The 18,330-nt window shown below is 59.1% G+C and carries 18 protein-coding genes and 2 pseudogenes; 11 read left to right on the top strand and 9 right to left on the bottom strand.

Translation table 11 applies throughout. The annotated features are described in order from the left end of the window. Positions 1–62 precede the first annotated feature (62 nt). The 6 genes from DJ73_RS00550 to DJ73_RS00525 all read left to right on the top strand — a co-directional run bounded on the left by DJ73_RS00550 (position 63) and on the right by DJ73_RS00525 (position 6,474). Positions 63–1,091 (top strand): Cdc6/Cdc18 family protein, encoded by a 1,029-nt coding sequence (locus DJ73_RS00550; RefSeq protein WP_094524358.1) that lies wholly within the window; start codon positions 63–65, stop codon positions 1,089–1,091. Positions 1,092–1,220: 129 nt separating this feature from the next. Then, the gene (locus DJ73_RS00545; RefSeq protein ID WP_094557059.1) at positions 1,221–1,808 is read left to right on the top strand and encodes a nucleotidyltransferase domain-containing protein; all 588 of its coding nucleotides are present in this window, start codon (positions 1,221–1,223) and stop codon (positions 1,806–1,808) included. Then, the gene (locus tag DJ73_RS00540) at positions 1,801–2,295 is read left to right on the top strand and encodes a hypothetical protein (RefSeq protein ID WP_254921548.1); all 495 of its coding nucleotides are present in this window, start codon (positions 1,801–1,803) and stop codon (positions 2,293–2,295) included. Before DJ73_RS00545 ends, DJ73_RS00540 begins: the two co-directional genes overlap by 8 nt. Positions 2,296–2,730: 435 nt before the next feature. After that, entirely contained in the window at positions 2,731–3,432 is a 702-nt protein-coding gene (locus DJ73_RS00535; RefSeq protein ID WP_176451046.1) for an alpha/beta fold hydrolase, read from the top strand. Between the two features lie 602 nt (positions 3,433–4,034). After that, positions 4,035–5,336, top strand: coding sequence for a site-specific recombinase (locus tag DJ73_RS00530; protein ID WP_094557044.1), 1,302 nt, complete (start codon positions 4,035–4,037; stop codon positions 5,334–5,336). 253 nt (positions 5,337–5,589) lie between these two features. Beyond that, complete coding sequence (locus DJ73_RS00525) at positions 5,590–6,474, top strand: ParA family protein (RefSeq protein ID WP_094524355.1); 885 nt, start codon at positions 5,590–5,592, stop codon at positions 6,472–6,474. A 518-nt stretch (positions 6,475–6,992) separates the two neighbouring features. Here DJ73_RS00525 and DJ73_RS00515 read toward each other — a convergent pair. Further along, a complete protein-coding gene (locus tag DJ73_RS00515; protein WP_094557043.1) occupies positions 6,993–7,274 on the bottom strand; it encodes a helix-turn-helix transcriptional regulator in 282 nt (93 codons plus the stop codon). A 5-nt stretch (positions 7,275–7,279) separates the two neighbouring features. Between DJ73_RS00515 and DJ73_RS20700 the strand changes: the two are divergent. From DJ73_RS20700 to DJ73_RS21275, 4 genes and pseudogenes are all read left to right on the top strand, one after another. After that, positions 7,280–7,630: pseudogene (locus tag DJ73_RS20700) on the top strand (BlaI/MecI/CopY family transcriptional regulator); the annotation flags it as partial. Positions 7,631–7,678: 48 nt separating this feature from the next. Further along, a complete protein-coding gene (locus DJ73_RS00505) occupies positions 7,679–8,299 on the top strand; it encodes a bifunctional 2-polyprenyl-6-hydroxyphenol methylase/3-demethylubiquinol 3-O-methyltransferase UbiG (protein ID WP_094557042.1) in 621 nt (206 codons plus the stop codon). Positions 8,300–8,675: 376 nt separating this feature from the next. After that, positions 8,676–8,912 carry a hypothetical protein gene (locus DJ73_RS20555; RefSeq protein WP_094524351.1) on the top strand — a complete coding sequence of 79 codons (237 nt, stop codon included), beginning with the start codon at positions 8,676–8,678 and terminating at the stop codon, positions 8,910–8,912. A gap of 184 nt (positions 8,913–9,096) precedes the next feature. Further along, a pseudogene (locus DJ73_RS21275) lies at positions 9,097–9,412 on the top strand (hypothetical protein); the annotation flags it as partial. Between the two features lie 148 nt (positions 9,413–9,560). On the opposite strand, the gene DJ73_RS00495 reads toward DJ73_RS21275, so the two are convergent. From DJ73_RS00495 to DJ73_RS00465, 7 genes are all read right to left on the bottom strand, one after another. After that, positions 9,561–10,337, bottom strand: coding sequence for a sugar phosphate isomerase/epimerase (locus DJ73_RS00495; protein ID WP_094557041.1), 777 nt, complete (start codon positions 10,335–10,337; stop codon positions 9,561–9,563). Positions 10,338–10,356: 19 nt separating this feature from the next. Next, the gene (locus tag DJ73_RS00490) at positions 10,357–11,028 is read right to left on the bottom strand and encodes an HAD family hydrolase (protein ID WP_094524349.1); all 672 of its coding nucleotides are present in this window, start codon (positions 11,026–11,028) and stop codon (positions 10,357–10,359) included. Further along, positions 11,025–12,176 carry an ABC transporter ATP-binding protein gene (locus tag DJ73_RS00485; protein ID WP_094524348.1) on the bottom strand — a complete coding sequence of 384 codons (1,152 nt, stop codon included), beginning with the start codon at positions 12,174–12,176 and terminating at the stop codon, positions 11,025–11,027. Before DJ73_RS00485 ends, DJ73_RS00490 begins: the two co-directional genes overlap by 4 nt. Then, complete coding sequence (locus DJ73_RS00480; protein WP_394338276.1) at positions 12,173–12,931, bottom strand: carbohydrate ABC transporter permease; 759 nt, start codon at positions 12,929–12,931, stop codon at positions 12,173–12,175. The genes DJ73_RS00485 and DJ73_RS00480 overlap by 4 nt, the downstream gene beginning before the upstream one ends. A 128-nt stretch (positions 12,932–13,059) precedes the next feature. After that, entirely contained in the window at positions 13,060–13,947 is an 888-nt protein-coding gene (locus DJ73_RS00475; RefSeq protein ID WP_094524346.1) for a carbohydrate ABC transporter permease, read from the bottom strand. A 1-nt stretch (position 13,948) separates the two neighbouring features. Beyond that, positions 13,949–15,445: an ABC transporter substrate-binding protein gene (locus tag DJ73_RS00470; RefSeq protein ID WP_254921547.1), complete on the bottom strand. Its 1,497-nt coding sequence runs from the start codon at positions 15,443–15,445 to the stop codon at positions 13,949–13,951. 198 nt (positions 15,446–15,643) lie between these two features. Continuing rightward, positions 15,644–16,729, bottom strand: coding sequence for a glycerophosphodiester phosphodiesterase (locus tag DJ73_RS00465; RefSeq protein ID WP_254921546.1), 1,086 nt, complete (start codon positions 16,727–16,729; stop codon positions 15,644–15,646). A gap of 357 nt (positions 16,730–17,086) precedes the next feature. Here DJ73_RS00465 and DJ73_RS00460 point away from each other — a divergent pair, with 357 nt between their 5' ends. Further along, positions 17,087–17,395, top strand: a complete 309-nt coding sequence (locus DJ73_RS00460; protein ID WP_254921545.1) for an AbrB/MazE/SpoVT family DNA-binding domain-containing protein — start codon at positions 17,087–17,089, stop codon at positions 17,393–17,395. Positions 17,396–18,075: 680 nt separating this feature from the next. Here the strand turns inward: DJ73_RS00460 and DJ73_RS19515 are convergent. Further along, positions 18,076–18,291 carry a hypothetical protein gene (locus DJ73_RS19515; RefSeq protein WP_141212880.1) on the bottom strand — a complete coding sequence of 72 codons (216 nt, stop codon included), beginning with the start codon at positions 18,289–18,291 and terminating at the stop codon, positions 18,076–18,078. Positions 18,292–18,330: the final 39 nt, after the last annotated feature.

The raw sequence follows: 18,330 nt of genomic DNA, 5'->3' as shown, positions 1-18,330 counted from the left end.
TTTCCGGAATCTCCCCGGTCACACTTATATCACTCACGCTGAGAATAACTACCCACCGACCGATGATCCGTGATGCTCGCGTCCTCCGCGCCGGGTTCGTCCCTCGAGAAGTCGAGCATCGCGACGCCGAAGTCAACCACCTCTCGAGCGTTCTCGAACCGATCGCGAACGGCGAGCCGGCTGACACGGCCATCGTCACCGGCCCGAGCGGTGTGGGTAAAACCTGTGTCTCGAAGTTCGTTACCGAACGGCTCCGCGAGGAAGTGCTCGACGTCGAGGCCACCTACGTCAACTGCTGGCGAAACTACAGCCGCTTCCGAACGCTGTACCAGATCCTCGACGACATCGGCGCGACGATAGACATCCATCGCCAGTCGACACCCCACGACAAGCTTATTGAGCGACTCCAACAGTACGACGGTCCTCGAACCGTCGTCATCCTCGACGAGGTCGACCAACTCGAAGACCCGAGCCTCATCTACGACCTCCACAGTATGGAGCAGTTCGCGGTAATCTGTATCGCGAACAAAGAAGAAGAGCTGTTCAGCCGCGTCGACGATCGCCTTGTGAGCCGGCTGCGCTCCAGCGAACACGTCCGGATGGACAAGTACCACAACGAGCAACTCTACGACATTCTGAGTGCTCGAACGAAGTGGGGCCTAGAAAACGGCGTCATCACCGACGAGCAGCTTTATCAGATCGCTGATGCCGCTGCTGGTGATGCCCGTCTCGCGATCGGGGTGCTTCGCAGCGCAGCCAGCACGGCTGACCGCGAAAATCACGAGGAGGTCACTAACGACATCCTCCTAGACGCTGCTGAAGATGCTCGGGCCCAAATCAAACAGAAGAGTCTCGACTCGCTCACGCCACACCAGCGGGTCGTCTACGATATTGTTCGCGACCACGGCCCGCTCGGACCCAGCGATATCCACGACCGCTATACTGAGGCGGTCGACGATCCGCGGACGAAGCGCACCGTCCGGACCTACCTTTCGAAGATGGCCCAGTACAATCTGCTTGAGGCAGAAGGGACGAGTCGGGACCGGGAGTACTCGCTCGTCGACTCAGCGGCTGCGTCGCCGGTTTCGTAATTTGGCCAGTTCACCACCAGAGTTTTCATACTATTTCCTAATAGGAATCATATGCCTAATAGGAAAGAGTCGATCTCAATAGAGCTACGCTATCCGTTTCCGGAGGATCGGGTATTCCGATACCAAGCAATGCAAGACGTTCTCAACGTTCTCATAGATCAGCCGTATGCGACGTACTCGATAAGCGAACTCGCAAGCCTCACAGGGGCAAATAAGGGAACGATCTCAAAGGCGGTGACATTGCTTTCCGAGCTCGATGTCATCGAGCTCGCACCAGACGGGCGGACTCAGCAGGTCCAGATCAACCGTGAACGGCTCACAAAACCAGATCCAATTCTCTCGATCCCACAGAGCGAGTTCCACCAACCAGTTCAGGCATTTCTACAACGACTTCAGGACGAGTTGGATGGATTAGTCGGGGTCGTCCTATTCGGAAGCGTCGCTCGGGGAAAGGCAGATAGGGCCAGCGACATCGACCTATTGGTGATCGTCGACGAAGACCAAACGGCAGCTCGCCGGACTGTCCAGACGGTTGTTAGCGATCTCGAAGACCAACGGTTCGAAGGGAATCGGTACACGTTCCAGCCGCTTGTCGAATCGACGGACAGCGTCCAACGAATCGGCGATCAACTTCGCCCTCAGTTCGACGACGGGATCACGTTGGTCGGCTCCGACCAACTCTCCGAACTCCGAACCGAGGTGTATGCCGATGAATGACGATATCCGAGACCAATTGGGAGAAGCCGAGCGGACCTTCGAGGGCAGTCCCGGAACGATCGAGGAGGGATTGGATGTCGACGACGCGGAGTTGGTCCAACTTCGCCGTGCCTGTCGGCTGCTGGAGGTGGGATCAAATCTCCTCGACCAAGGGTACTACACGGTCGTGATCGAGTCGGCGTTCGTCGCCATCGAGCGCACTATCCAGTTCCGGTTGATTCACGATGGGGCAATGTCCGCGGCGGAGGTCATCAGTAGCCACCGCCGACTCTACCAACGCGGTGCCGAAATAGGCCTCTACGACGACGCGTTCGGAGAGGAACTTGCCGAGCTGTGGAACCGAAACCGAACGAAGACCTATTACAGACTCGGTATCGCAACGAAGGAACAGGCTGAGGCAATGTACCGGCTTGCCGACGATATCCATCGCCACCTCATCGATATGACACGGTGTCACACGAGTGTATCTGTCGAGGCTGACCGGTAAGATGCGTTTCCTGGGTCGCGGGCAACAATCAGGACGAATGTCTTCGAGACTAAGAACCGTGTCGGCCGCAGCTTCGACGAACTGTTCCAGTTGGAGCTGCCGTGGTTTCTGTTGTGCCTGATGAAAATATTCTGAATAATCATATTCTAGAATATCATATCGACAGAGGTCATCGACGGGCTCAGTACAATGAGGATAGCTAAATTAACCAACAATCTGCCGGGACATACCGGAATGTTGGTTAATTCGATAATCAAAGGCTTCGGCCATCCCGGAAAGCGTCTTGGAAACAGTCTCCTACTCCTCACGATCCGGTGATAGAGTTCAAATTGACGTCTGGTACAGTTCTTTTTGGAAGTCCGGAAGCGCCGCGCCGTCGCTTATTGAGAGGGTGACTAGTTATCGGGTATGGGAAATCACCGATCATCGAACCAAATGGCGGCCGACAAGCCGACACGGGGGGCTGACCGCAATCGGACCTTGGCCGATCAAGCCGACCCAGCCGCAGACGAGATGCTGCTGCCGTCACTCGACGACATCCTCGGAGACGAGACCGACAAACCGGCACTCGTCGTCGGCCAGTCGCTGGGTGGGTACCTCGCCGTCGAGTACGCTGCCAGGCGACCGGCCTGGGTCGCCGGGTTGGTGCTGTCGGGGGCCAGTGCGGACTACCGAGGCGTACTCGGCGTGACGACGTGGGTCGCCGGACTCCTCAACCGGATCCGGGCGGCGATCGGCCCGCTCGACCGTCGCTTCCGTGACGGCGTCAAAGCCGACCTCGAAGACGGGCCCCTCCCGCCAGATATCGTTGCGACCGTCATCAATGGTGGAATCTCGCTGGCTGGCTACGGGCAGGGAGCGATGGCGCTGGCTGGCCTTGACTTCCTGACGAAGCTCCGAAGCTTCGACGACCCAGTACTCCTTCTCAATGGGGCAGAGGATCGCCTCAATCCCGACGCCGCCGAAACACTCGAACCGAAGCTCCCGGCGGCTGAGACTAGCGTGGTTCCGGACGCGGGACACACCTGTAGTATCGAGCGTCCCGACAAGTACACCGCGATCATCCGAGAGTTCGCTACCGAACGCGTCTGGGCAGGTGACGACGATGTGACCGACGAATCTGGGTCCAAAGCATAACACTCACTGCGGCGATGCTGTTGCTGATGATTGACTACACGACAGAGAGGGACGTTTTTGAGCGGGTTCCGTTCAGCATCTCACAGTGGCACCAACTCGTGAGACCCGATGTTCCGTCTTTCGCCGGATTGCTCGAAAATCGCAGGTTGAGTGGCCGGTGTACGATTCAACGCCGCTGTATGATCGAAATTCGCTAGCAGGACTAGAGTCGGACGTTCGTACTGTTTCGGAAGTGTGGTTCGGCCTCGTCGCCCATACCTCTATTGAACAGTTCGTCTGTAGGTTTCCATTGGCATACTTCCGGAACTTTCCCACCGCGAAAGATTCATATAGCGATATACAATTTACTAATGAAGCTATGCGCTAAGAATGGCTCTCGTACCCGATACCACCGGATTAGCTCTCACAAAACCACATAGTGCCCGAAATCACTTACCCTGTCTTAGTTGAGTAAGACAGAGTAAGTTCTTAGTGACCCTCACCCGTGGCCCCAAACGAGGCAGATTCAGAATCATGGCCGACGCTTCCACTGACGGACGCTCCAGCCCGACCGCTGCTGGAGCGGCGTTCCGACGACACAACCCTCACACTCCGGAAGTCCAATGACGGGTCGCCGCTCCGTCGAGACTGCGATCGACGACACATTCACGAAATACCTCATGGACAAGGGGAAGGGTGACGCCGGCGAGCAGGGCGCGTACCGTGCCGACGCCGAGCGCGAGCTGCATCGATTCCGGCGCTGGTGTCTTGGTGAGACGGCTGACCCGGTAAACGCCTCCCCGCCCGAGTCGTGGGCTGGCGTTGTCGACAGCGACACCATCCGGTTCGTGGATCTCGACACCACAGTGTTCTCAGACTACGCGCGCTACCTCTCGACCGCCGGCTACGCCGCCGGGACCGTGCTTACTTACTACGCCCACGTCGCGTCTTGGTGCGGATGGGCACACGCACAGGGCTACATCCCGCGGCACTACGCCCGCGAGTCCGATGCCGAAGACCCGCTCCCCGAGAACGACGGACGCCGCCCAGGTGACCAGCAGGCGTGGGAGTCGGTCCATCGCGACCTGATTACGCAGTTCGTCGATCGTCGCGTCTCCGAGGCATTCGACGCGCTCGGCGCGATCGAGGTGCCCCACGCCGACCGGGGCGACCCGGAGAGCGAGGCGTGGCAGGCCAAACAGCGGGCTCGGTTCGAGGCATACCAGCGCTGTCGCGAGCAGGCGCTCGTGTACGTCGTCGCCTACACCGGCCTCCGCGGCGCGGAGTTTCTCTCCGCGCCGAAAGAGGATCACGAGGGCCGCAACGGGGTTCGCTGGCGTGACGTTTCGTTTGCGGACAGCAGCGTCACGGTGTTCCGGAAGAGTCGCGAGTGGAAGGCGGCCTCACTCCCTCAGCCCGTCATCACGCCGTTGAAGCGATACTCCGAGGTGTTGGACGTGCCCAAGTCGTGGCCGGTGTTCACGACGCTGCACCGGCCGTCGCTCGCCTCACACGTCATCGAGGGGCTCGCCGACGCCGGCCTCGACGACGACGCGATCGAGCGCGTCCGCAGTGGGACGCCCGACCTGATCGCCGCCGCCGAGTACGATCTCAACGAACCGAAGCCCCTCACGACGGATGGGGCACGGTCCATCATGAAACGACTCTGGACGCATGATGAGCTCGCTGAGCGCCGTGCGGATCTCGATCTTTCCTTCGATGGCGATTATCTCGAACTGCATGGTGGTCGACGGGGGGTCGGGGAAGTGCTTGTTCGACAGTTCGGATACGCCGCTGCTGCGCGATATCTCGACAACAGTGAGGAACAGGTCCGCGAGGCGTACCAGCACATCGAGGCCGCTGAACGCGCCGACATGGCGACCGACGCGTTCTCACAGACGGATCAGCGGGTAAACGATCGATAGCGGTATGCAGTGAGACTAAGACCAGAAATAAGTCAAGAACTGCTGTTCGTGGCCTTGATATTGTTCTGAGCCGTCTCACAAAGATATCTAAGACATAGAACTGAGAAAACAATCTAAGATAACTAAGATTAGTAAGTTAGGTACATGTCTAAGATATGTGTCTTAGATTTCTTAGTTGTCTAAGTAAGCTATCTTAGATAGTTGGATGAGTGTCTGACGTACATTCATTAGCTAAGAGCCGAATCATGGCTATATGCTCGCGTATACGGTATACAGTGAAGCGGGTGGGGTCGGTAAAACTTCACTCGCAGCGAATGCGGCAGTTGCTCACCAACGAGCGGGCCTCGACGTACTTGTGGTCCCTCTTGACCCACAAGATGGCGATTTAAGCCGCCTTCTTGGGGTTGACACCAATCGAGCAGACGCCAGTGCGGATAGCTTAGTCCGTCACATGGTTGGAAGCCCACGCGGTCCATTTGAGGATCTCATCGAAACAGCGGAAGGAATTGACATCATTCCAGAACATAACTCGCTGTCTGATCTCACCCAGCACCTCGATAGAGAACAAGAAAAGGCCGAAGACTTTGGTGACGCATACAACGTCCACGCACAGTTGCGACGGGTTCTCGGCGAAGCGGGCGTACCCGACAAATACGATATACTCATCTGCGATCCACCGGCAACCGAAGGATCGCATCTCTATAACGCGATTTACGCAACGCGGAATCTGCTGCTTCCGATTGAGCCATCGGCAAAGGGGAAAGCTGCCGTCGAAGGACTCGAAGAGCTCGCGACGAACTTTGCGGACCAGCTCAACATCGATGTCGGCGTGTTAGGTGCGGTGCCGATCGGATTCAAGGGCACACGCGATCAGGAAGAGATGCTCGAAACAATCCCGTATGAGGTCCCCGAAGTCATCGGAGACCGAACGTCGTTGATGGAGGGTTGTTGGCGTCAGCAGTGTTCCGCGTTCAACTACGTTCAGACTCACCGTAATCGTCGACGTGACTACGAAGTAGAGACGCTTGCGCAGTTTGACCGTATTGGCCGATTCATCGAAGGCGAAGGGGGAATTGAGGCGCCGAATCCACCTGAGCCAGGAGCCCTTGATGAGGACGAACAAGAGGTGACCGCGTGATGGGGGGGTTTAAAAGCGGAGCTGCTGACGACGACTGGGGGAGCACAGAGACAACCAACGAGGCTGACGCTACCTCAGAAGCTGATCCTACCGACAGAACGACAGAACCAACAGAAAGTGATACATCAGATACTGCGATACAAACTACGAGAGACAGTAAGCCTCGATCGTCTCGACAAGAGCTCCCCTGGGTACTTACCCGAAGCAGTATTACCGACGGCCGTGAGCAGACTGTCCAACTTCATCTCCAGCAATCGACGGTCAACACCCAGCGTGAGACGACACGAACGCTAGAGTCAGAGCTCGGAGAGTCAGTCAAAAAGGCCGATCTGCGTGAAGCTGCGCTACTTGTCGGACTTCAACACACAGATGAAATCGTTGCGACGCTCCGGGAATGGGGGTACGACTTGGAGTGAACTACCCTGCTACCCGCCGCCTTCGGCGCCTCTTTGAGAAAGAGTAAGCTCGACTCAATTCTGGAAAAGTAGCAGGCACAGGTTGTTCTCGATAGCGACGTTTCAGCCGTCGTAGTCGATATACTCGGCTTCCCATTCAGCTCGTGCCTCGATCTCTCTGGTGCCTCGACGAGTAGTCGTGTACTCGTTGGTTCGTCGATCGCGCTGACTCTTTTCCACGAGCCCTTTCTCAACAAGCGTGTCGAGATTCGGATAGAGACGGCCGTAGTGGATCTCTTTTTCGTAGTAGTCCTCGAGCTCGTCTTTGATCGCAAGCCCATGTGGATCATCCAGACCAGCGATTACGTACAATAAGTCCCGCTGAAAGCCCGTAAGATCATACATGTCCTAATCACGAGGAAATCACCAACGACATCCTCCTCGATGCAGCCGAAGACGCTCGGGCACAAATTAAGCAGAAAAGCCTCGATTCACTTACCCCATACCAGCGCGTCGTCTACAATATCGTTTGCGACCACGGCCCGCTCGGACCAAGCGAGATCCACGACCGCTATACTGAGGCGGTCGACGACCCGCCGACGAAGCACACCGTTCGGACCTACCTTTCGAAGATGGCCGACTACAACCTCCTCGAAACAGAAGGCACGAGTCGTGACCGCGAGTACTCACTCGTCGATTCGGTAGCTGCGTCGCCGATCTCACAAATCGATAGTGAGGGTCGGAATACGCCCGTTCTGTAGTCAGGCGTTGTCCGACGGCGTTTTACACCGTTGCCCGTGTTGATACACGTGGATCTTCATTCCGTCCGAAACACGTGGACAGACCGGGCGGGCGAATACTCACCAGCGTACTACGCACATTACGGTCCGAATGAGACGAGCACGGTAATTCGCGATATTCTCAGCGGACACCTCCCTCGTGACGCAACGGTTCTCGAACTCGGGTGTGGGTCTGGCCGCCATCTCAAACACCTCGACAACGGCGGCTTCGAAAACCTCTCTGGCGTCGACATCAACGCCGAGGCATTCGACACGATGCGGAAGACCTACCCCACACTCGCCGCCGACGGAACGTTTCACTGCGGGCCGATAGAAGACATCATCGGAGACTTCGACGACGGACAGTTCGATGCGGTGTATTCGGTCGAAACGCTCCAACACCTCCATCCCGATGTTGAGTGGGCCTTCGAGGACGTAGCTCGAGTGACGAATAACATCTTGGTCACAGCGGAGGTCGAGGCTCCAATACGTGATTCATCGTCGTCTGACCCAGATGTGAACTACGTCGACGAGGGCACTCCCCTGTACTACCGAGACTGGAATCACATCTTCACCTCGTTAGATCTCGTGGAGGTCGACGTCGTCCACGGCAATCGAGACACTACTCGGACCTTCCGCGTGTCGAACTGACTGCTGATTTCCGTAGAAGAGAGTATGTACCGTGATGATGGCCGAACTTAACCAACAACTTGCCGGACTATCCCAAATTGTTGGTTAACTAGAAGACGGGGTGACGGCGACCGCGGAAACCGTCTTGGAATCAGCCGACCAGTGACGAAAATCCGGTGGCAGAGTTCGGGTTGGCGTTTGTTGGATTATTTCGCTCTGTTGAAATCCTGAAGAACTGATAAGATCGGCGTGAGAGATACAGAGGATGTAGTCAGCACGGGGACTGCGTTATTTTCTCAAAATGAATCCTGAACCAACCGATAGAACTTGCCTGCGAACTGATCAGTCGTTTACGATTTCAAAAAAGTTATCACAAACACCACTCGAACTGGTTTTGATGCCCTCCAAAACAGATGAACTACTTGAATCGATTCGCTATCTACTCTTCATAATTGTATTTTTGCTCGGGCTTGGAGTTGCGGCACTCGGTGATATCGCTGTTGCGGTACGTGGTTACACGACAGGGATATCGACTGCTGCTCGCTCAATTGGGGGCGTAGTCGTACTTACAGGACTTGTGCTTCTCTTTAATACGGTACTTCGACCGAACGGGAACCCAGACTCAGCGAACTAAGTTTATCAAGTAATTTGTGATTTCCCTGTACTGACCGAATCGAACTATGCTGATTTCGTCACTGCGACGTGCCACATTCGCGCCCTGTATGCAGCACGCCTCCAAGAACATATCACCAATTGAGGATTTCAACAGAGCCCTTAGATTCTGAAAACACGGAAGCGCCACGCCGCGGCATATCTAGATTGATGACGTCGAGTCGAGGACCGAAAAGCACCCAACCTCGGACCGATTGGCAGTGGATCAGCCGCCACGGGGGCTGCTCGCAATCGGTTCCTCGCTGGCCACGCTGATCCACCCATAGAGGAGATACTGCGACCATCACTCGACAACGGCATCACGCTGCTCGACATGGACGGGATCGCGTCGTCCCGATTCCGCAGTCGTTCGTGTTCGACCACCTCCTTCATCACGGCGGGGCTCCCTTCTGGGTCGACACGAACGGACACGCGACGGCGACACCCGCACAGATCGCAGCCGGTCGACGATTGCTCAACCGACCCACGTCACCTGAGTACGTCCGGTATCGTGTGTGGGATACCCGTCCTGTGTGGCCGGCGACTGTCGAGTTACGCACCTCGCGGCGAGGGACTCCGACTCACAACAAATGGCAGCGGTTGACGGTCCCCGGCTCCGCGACGCCGGGGATCAGAGGTATCGGTCCAACTGCGAGCGCGACTCACCGAGGTAGTCGAGTGACTGTGTCCCGACTTCGAGCGAGAGTGTCCCCTGCCAGTCAGACGGGAACGCGTCGAAGATGGGTTCGAAGTCGAGGTTTCCGGCGCCGAACGGGAGATGTTCGTCTGCTGGACGGCGCGTGTCATTCACATGGACGTGCGAGATTCGGTCTGCATGATCAGCGACGAACGCGGCCGTCTCCGTCGCGTCGTATCCGGTCACCCGGGCGTGACCGGTGTCGAGCGTCATCGACGCGTTCGTGGCAGCGAGCAGTTCGTCTATGTGTTCGATGGTATACGGGCTACCGAAGATGTTCTCAGCACAAATTTCGACGTCCCGCGAGGCGCCGTACGCGGTCAGTTCGGCGACCGATCCGTCGATGTACTCTCGGAGTTCCTCCTGGTCCCACGCGACTGTCCACGCGGAGGACTCCGGATGAAGGACGGCCTTTTCCGCCCCTAGTTCGGCCGCGATATCTATACAGGTCTGTTGCGTCTCGATAGCTCCGGTACGGACTGGCTCGTACGGTGACCCGATGTCAGTCGGGAACGGGAGGTGAACGAGCAGGTCAAGTCCGTGATCGTCGAGTATCTGTCTGATAGCCGTCGCCTGTGGCGTGAGACGCTCGTGGTTATGCTTTCCGTCCATGAGCACTTCGACGTAGTCGAACTCGCGCTCGCCGGCGAATCGCAACTGCGTTTCGAGATCCGATGCTACTGACGTGACGAAACCAATTCGTGGATCCATAAGTGAGGTATGGGTGTGATTACCGTGGCTGGAGGTCGGGGATGGCTGCGAGGGTTTCGAGCTGGTAGGTCGGTTGGATGTCGAGACGGTAGTCGCGCCGGTGCGGACGGTTTATAAACGCCGAGTCGACGCCGGCGGCGCGTGCCGCCGCGATATCGACGCGGCTGTCACCGACATAAAGCGCCGAGTCGACATCCAGCGCGTCGAGCGCGGTCTCAAGATACGACGGGTCCGGTTTTCGACGCTCGAGCCCTCGAAGCGTCGGTTTTCGTCCGTAGTACGCCTCGAACATCGTCTCGAGGCCGTACTCCGCGACGATGTACTCCACCGTCGCGTGCTGGTTGTTGCTCACGATCGCTGTCGGTACCGCGAGATCGGCAAGCGTCCCGACATCGTCGTAGAGCGGTTTCTCACCGTCTCGGATCGCCTCCAACTGCAGAGCAGTGCGTTCCGCCTCGTGACGACGCCAGAACTCGTCCGCATCGAGTTCGTACCGGTCGGTGAGCGTTCGCACCGTCTCCACTGAGAGCTCATCGACGAGCGAGCGGAGATCGCTCGGAGCGGGGTCGATATCGAACCCCGCGAACGCCCTCCGAGACGCTTCCGTCAGGACCGACTCGTCTGTCGGGTAGGTGAGCACACCGTCGTTGTCGAAGACGACGGCGTCGTACTGCGTTTCGACGCCATTCATGTTCTGCTCCGTGGCGCGTCGCGGGCGGTCTGGTCGGTCGCCTCTGAGGCGACGTCGTCGGCGGAGTGGTAGAACGCGGCTCCGGTCTCGACATCGAACAGGTGCAGCCGCTGGGGATCGGCGGTCAGCGACAGCACGTCACCCACATTGACCGCCGACCGTGGCGGGAGGCTCACTTCCATTTCGGTGGCACCGACAACGCCCCGCGTAAGCAGCGAGTCGCCCAGCGGTTCGGTGACGGTGACCTCCATATTCAGCGGCCCGCGCTTCTCTTGTGAGAGGTCTTCAGGGCGAACCCCGAGGACGACGCTCTCGCCTGCGCGCGACGTGACGGCTTCGGGAACCGGACGCGGGAGCGGAACGGTGTTTTGCTCCCACGTCACGTGGACGGCGTCGCCGCGTCGCTTGATCGTGCCCTCGACCGTGTTCATCCCCGGGCTACCGATGAACTCGGCCACGAACCGGGTCGCGGGCGCGTCGTACAACAGCTGCGGTGGCGCGACTTGCTGTATCTCGCCGTCGTTCATGACCGCGACCCGGTCGCCGAGCGTCATCGCTTCGACCTGGTCATGTGTGACGTACAACGTTGTCGTCTGAAGCTGGGCGTGTAACTCGGCGAGCTCGGCGCGCATCTGCACGCGGAGCTTCGCGTCGAGGTTACTGAGCGGCTCGTCCATCAGGAACACCTCCGGGTCGCGAACCAGCGCGCGGCCGATGGCGACGCGCTGCTGCTCGCCCCCGGAGAGCGCAGAGGGCGTCCGGTCGAGGAGGTCCTCGATATCGAGTATCTCGGCCGCCTCTGCGACCCTGTCGTTGACCTCGTCGTCGGTGAACTGAGTGGCAGTCGTGAGGCCGAACGTCATGTTCTCCCTCGCGGTCATGTGCGGGTACAGCGCGTAGCTTTGGAACACCATCGCGACGTCGCGCTCTCCCGGTGACGTCGTTGTCACGTCCTCGTCGGCGATTGCGACGGCGCCCTCCGTGGGAGATTCGAGCCCGGCGAGTAACCGCAGGGTTGTCGACTTCCCACAGCCCGACGGGCCGACCAAAACGAGGAACTCGCCCTCGCGAACGTTGAGGTCGACGCCGTCGACCGCGGTGAGGTCGTCGAAGCGTTTCACCAAGTCTGTCGTCGTGATTCCGGTCATTCTGAGAGTCCGAAGGTTTCCAGCAGCGGGCCGCGGAAGACGATGAGCGCCAGCAGCGGCGGCAGCAACGTCAACACGGCGCCCGCCATGATGAGCCCCCAGTCGGTCTGGCCAGCGTTCCCGACTGACTGAAGGTATTTCATGCCGACCTGTACGACCTGTTTGTTTTGGTCGGAAATGACGATCAGCGGCCACAGGTACTGGTTCCACGCGTAGATGAACGTGATCACGCTGAGTCCGCTTATCATGCCCCGCGACATCGGGATCAACACGTCCCAGAGGAAGCGCAGGGGACCGACCCCGTCGACCTTGGCCGACTCGACCAGTGAGTCGGGGATCGACATGAAATGCTGCCGGAGGAGGAACACGGCTGTCGCGCTCGCGACGTACGGTCCGGTGAGAGCTAACAGCGTGTTCGTCCATCCCAGTGCGGCCATCATCTCGTACAGCGGGACGATGCGCACCGGAACCGGGAACATCAGCGTAAATAGAATCAGAAAGAAGATTGCGTTCTTGAATCGGAAGTCGTAGAAGACGAGCGCGACCGCGGCGAGGAGACTCACTGCGATTTTCGCGACGGTGACCACGATCGACATCACCAGCGAATTGAACATGTACGAGGCCATGCCGTAGGTCGTGAACACCTCGACGTAGTTGGCGAGTCCGTCGCTTCCGATCCCGACGTTGGTAATATCGTACACCTCCGGAACGGTCTGTGTGCTCATGACGAACGCCAACAGGAGCGGCGAGGCCATCAGTAGGATCGACCCGATGAGTCCGAGGTGGACGCGCCACTGCGCCGGGACCAACCGGGTGTCGGAGATTATTGACAGCGGTTCGTCCTCTCGGGTGCCGACTGCGGTGTCTTCGGTGTCTAGTGACATCAGTAGTGTGCGTAGCGGTCGGACACGCGCAGTTGGACGAACGTGAGCCCGGCGACGAGCACGAACAGGATCACGGACTGAGCGGAGGCGAGTCCGAGGTTGTTAAATTGGAACGCGTCACGGTACAGCTGATAGATCATCAGGTTGGTGGCATTCGTCGGTCCGCCCTGCGTCATCAGGTCGATGAGCGCGAAGCTCCCGAAGAACGCGTAGATCGTGTTGATCACGACGAGGAACACTAATGTGGGAGACATGAGCGGAATGTACACGCGGACGAGCCGTCGCCACGTCTCGATCCCGTCGAGTTCGCACGCTTCGTTGAGCGATTCGGGCACGTTGTTCAGGGCGGCGAGCATGAAGATCACGTTGTACCCGATCTGTTTCCAGATCGCCGCGATGGCCACGACAGCGAACCCTTGCCAGCCGACGGTGAACCAGTCGACCTCGACGCCGAACCACGCCTCGATGTAGTGCGTGTAAATGCCGACGCTCGGATGAGCGAGGAACAACAGGACTGTCCCGGCAACCGCCGTCGGCAGCGCGTACGGCCAAATCGCCGCGATCAGGTATGCCGCTTTGCCGTCGCTGACCTCGTACAACAGGAACGCGACAGCGAGTCCGACGGCGAGCGATCCGACGACGACTATCGCTGCGAACGCGATTGTCAACCCGACGCTCGTGAGGTACACTTGGGAACTCAGGAGTTCGGTGAAGTTCGCCAGGCCGACGAACCGTGTGTTCTGCCCGAACAGGAAGGTCTGGAAGAAGCTGAACCTGAGCGTCTGTAACGACGGGTAATACAGGAACGCGACGATCGCGACGAGCGTCGGTAGCAGGAGGAGGTACGCCCCTAACGTGCTGTCGAAGGTGTTCTCGTGAACGCCCATGTCAGTTCCCTTTGCTCTGGATGTAGCTTTCTAGGGCGTCGTCGGCCTCCGATTTCATGCTAGCGAGCTTTTCATCGACGGTCACGTCGGAGTTAATCATACTGACGTATCCGTCTTGGATGATAGTTCGAACCTCCGACGCCGGCCCGGCCTGCCACCCCTGCGTCGCTACTGTCTGTTCCGTTTCCTGAAGCTGGTCGAACGCGGTCTGGAAGTTGGGGTTCTCATCGAACCAGCCGTCCTCATCGAGGTATTCGACCGCACTGTCACTGATCGGGAAATACCCAGTGTTCTGGTGCCAGAAAGCCTGCTGTTCCGCTTCAGCCAACCACAGCAGGAAGTCGGTGAGCCCCTGCTTCTTCTCGTCGGACAGGCCGCGGGTCATCCAAAGGGACGCGCCGCCGATGACGACGCCGGTCCGTGTTTCACCGGCCGTCGGGTAGTACCCCGTTCCGAGTTCGAAGTCGTTCTCTTCGGCTCCCGCGGTCGCCGAGGCGACGCCGGCCGTCGACGATATCCACATGGCCGTCTGTCCGTTGAGGAACGCCTGCTGTGCGGCGCCCCAGTTGCCGACGCCGGCGTGGTTGTACAGGCCGTCTGCGTGCATGTCGGCCCACCACGTGAAGATCCGGTCGGCCGTGTCGGTGTCCAAGTTGGCCTCCGTGGGGTCTGTCGTGCGGCCGTTGTCCTTGTTCACGAGCGGGACGTTCGCCTCTGCGAACCACTGTTCGGGGAACCACGAGACGTTAGCGAATGTAATCCCTTGCTCCGCGATCCCCTGATCGACGATCGTCTCGCTCGCCTCCCTGACCTCCGCTAACGTCTCGGGCGGCGACTCCGGGTCGAGCCCGGCCGCTTCGAACATATCCTTGTTGTAGTAGAAGATCGGGTTCGACGAGTTGAACGGCATCGAGTACACCGTGTCGTCGAACGAGTAGTAATCGATAACCGGATCTTGGAAGTCTGACCAGTCGATCCGGTCGCTCGGAAGCGCCTCCTCCATCGGTTCGAACGCCCCGCTGTCGATCGCGAGTCGGCTTCCGAGGTCCACGATCTGTGCCAGCTCCGGCGCTTCGCCCGCCCCGATCGCGGACGTAACTGCGTTGAGCGTCTCGTCGTAACTCCCCTTGTAGCTGGTTTCAACGGTCACGCCGTCGGACTGTTCGTTGAAGTCGGCCGCGAGCGCGTCAACCGTTTCACCGAGGTTTCCCCCCATCGCGTGCCACCAGTTGATCGTCGTCTCCCCGCTGCCTCCCGAGTCTGCGCTGTTGGTCGAACTCGACGAGTCGCTCGACCCTCCAGCGTCTTCGGAGCCGTCGGATGTCGCCCCGAGGCACCCAGCCGACACGAAGCCGACCGCGGCTGCTCCGGTCGTTCGTAGAAATCGACGCCGCCTCTCGCTTGCATTGTTGGCGTTGGCCACACGAGCAACTCCGTGATAGCAATAATAAGCTCTTATAATAGATGACATGAACGGTAGGAATCGCCCAGTAGACATCCATTCGGTCCGCGAAAATCCGCACCAGTACGGAGCGATACGACTGCACTGAAACGTATTGTGTGGTATATACTTTGGTGAGTCGCGCAGTTCAATCTCAGAGGAATTCGGGTTCTCGGTCGCGCGTAACGCGTAGCGCTATCCAGTACGGAGACTGACGGCGGACGACCGCTGACAGGGGTAGCTGCCGTGCAACCGTCAGGGCCGTCCGCCCGAGCCCGATGCGTCAGTTGCCCGCGGAAGCAGACCCGAGTAGTCGGCGGCGATACCGTCAACGCCGGCGGCGGCGAGCCAATCGGCCTGATACCACGTGTCGACCGTCCACACGTTCACGTCGCGCCCGTCCGCGTGAGCCTCCGCGACGAGGTCGACACCGGCGGTGAGTGCGGTGTCGTGGAACGGCGTCCCAGCGATGAGCTTCATCGGCGCGTGAACCGCCGCGGCGTCGTGTTCCCGAGCGATGGCGAGCCCGTCGCCGACCGACTCCCATAGAATGGGTGCCACCGCGTACGACGACGCGTTACGCATCGCCGCCAACGCTCCTTCGTAGAACGACGAGCAGAGGAACTCGTTGTCGTGCTCGTCGAGCACCTCAACGACGCGATCGACGAACGGCTGCCAGGCGGCCGCTCGGTCCGCGAGCGCCGAGTCGGAGAGTTTCTCGGCGAACCGCAGGTCATATTTTCCCGGATTCTTCAACTCGACATTCACGCCTACGTCCGGGGGGACGACATCGAGGAGCGTCGATAGTCGCGGGACCGTGTCCCCGCTACCGAGTACCTCCGCACTGGTGACGGTCGCAGTCTCGGTCTCCCAGACGACACCTGTCGCGTCCGTGAGCCCACGGCTACCGCCGTCTCGTCCGGACAGATTGGCGTCGTGAAACACAACTACATCGTTGTCGGCCGTCGGAACGACATCGATTTCGATGATGTCGGCTCGCCGGCTCGTCGTCCCACCGCCGTCAGCCGGGACGCTCTCGCTCGCGGCTACCCGCGCCGCGGTGACGGTGTTCTCCGGATTTTCGCCCGCAAATCCGCGGTGGGCGATGAGCGTGAGCTCGCTCGGTGACCGAGCGTCAACCGGCCCAGATCCGTCGTCGCGTCTCTGTACGGCGGTATCATCGCCCGCCGCGTCGCCGCCTCCAGAGTCGATCCCGCCGTCAGTATACACGGCGCCCAGCGTGCCCGTCGTGGTGACACCGACGGTGCTTCTCAGCAGTCGCCGGCGCCGCATCGTCCGCTCCCCCGCCTTCGCGGAGCGCCCACAGGTATTTCGGGCCATGTAATTATGTCTCGGGGATCAAATAAATCGGCTGGTATGTGGTATCCGGAGGTGTCTATATCTATGGATACCCATCGGTCCGTCCATAGTGGTTCCCCCTTATTTAGCTCAATGTCGCATCCGTTCTCTGAACTACAGAATGTGGGCAGATGGGTGGGATCCGACTACACCAGCCTGTTGGTGAGTCATAGCACGGTTTCGGCCCCACTTACGTTCATGTGAAGCCTTTATCAGCAATCTCAATAAACATCGGATAACCCTCTCGTAAAGCGCCGGAATCCGGATGCGAGGGTCTTGATGCCTTCTGACCGTTTTGAACGAGAGTATACTGAAGTACGTTGCTCACACAGGTGCGATATGGACAGAGATGAATCGACCGAGGCTACCGGTTTCGACAGTATCAAAATGGATCTGGTCGAGACAGCCTCCGTCTCTGAGTCGGGGGAAATGACGATCCCAGACCGGGTCCGTAATAAACTCGGAGCTAACCCTCCAGGACTCGTCGCATTCTACGAGTCGGACACTGGAGAGGTATTCATCAAACGAGTTCCATCTGCGTCGGAGATGGCGGGCTTTGCTGCGCGAAACGCGGAGGCAACGACGGACGCCCCTGCGACTGAATTACTCCGTGAGAAGCGCGATTCGGATCAGTGCGGTCCGGAATAGATCCGTTTATCGCTGTCTCGTTCTCCTGTTGGAACCCCTCTCCGACGTGGGGATTATTGCTCGGGAGTTGCGTAGAAATGACTCCACACTCCACTCTCGCGACTCACACACTCGGGGGTCACGCTCACATCGCTGGCGACGATCCACGCTGGCGACGACGACGGACGGTGCGGTTCGAGCGCGACTCGGTCGCGGTAGCTGAGGCGGCACTCCGCGATCGCTGGTTGCGGTCCACGCGGCGAGCGTGCGGTGCGGTCACTCCGCGATCGACGGTCGTCTCTCGCGGTCAACGCGGTACACTCGGTCGCGCTCTGGTGCGCTGTTGTTCGCGTCTCATCTCGGGCGTCGTTCGTCGTGGGAAGTCGCTGTGAGCGGCGCACCCCCACGTAAGGCTTGTTACTGTAGCTGTCTATGTGTAAGCAAGGTCGGCGTCGAGGCGTGTTCGACGGCGACGCGCGTTGTTGGCTCCACGGTCGCGACGCGTCGATCTGTCTCGCGGACTACGACGCGTTCCTCATCCTCGGAAGTCCGAGCTCGCGTTCACTTCGCGGTCATCATCTGCGTCGTCGACGGCGACGATCCACGTCATCATCTGGGGTTCGAGCACACGCGTTGCGTTGCGGTCTTCTCCACGATCGACGTCAGTCGATCGGTCACTTCGCGTCATCTCTCGCGACGGTCTACGTCTCGTTTCTCTCCGGTTTCTGATACTCGGTGCGAGCTCGTCTTTTCTCGTCGACGGCGACGATCGTGTTGCTGCTGCGAGCGCGGTCGACGCTCGATCTCCTCTCGGGCTTCGCGTCGTTTCCTCTACGGTCCACGGTCGTCGCGACGTTGTGGATCTCATTCTCGCGTTTGGCGAGGGACCCCCTTGATCTTCTTTCCTCATCGGTCATGGGGGGGTGTCGCCTCTATTAGTGCGGTCGATGGGGGGG

Origin of the sequence: Halorubrum sp. Ea1, assembly GCF_002252965.1 — an archaeon.
Lineage (GTDB): Archaea > Halobacteriota > Halobacteria > Halobacteriales > Haloferacaceae > Halorubrum.
This window is presented reverse-complemented; position numbering and strand designations above follow the sequence as displayed.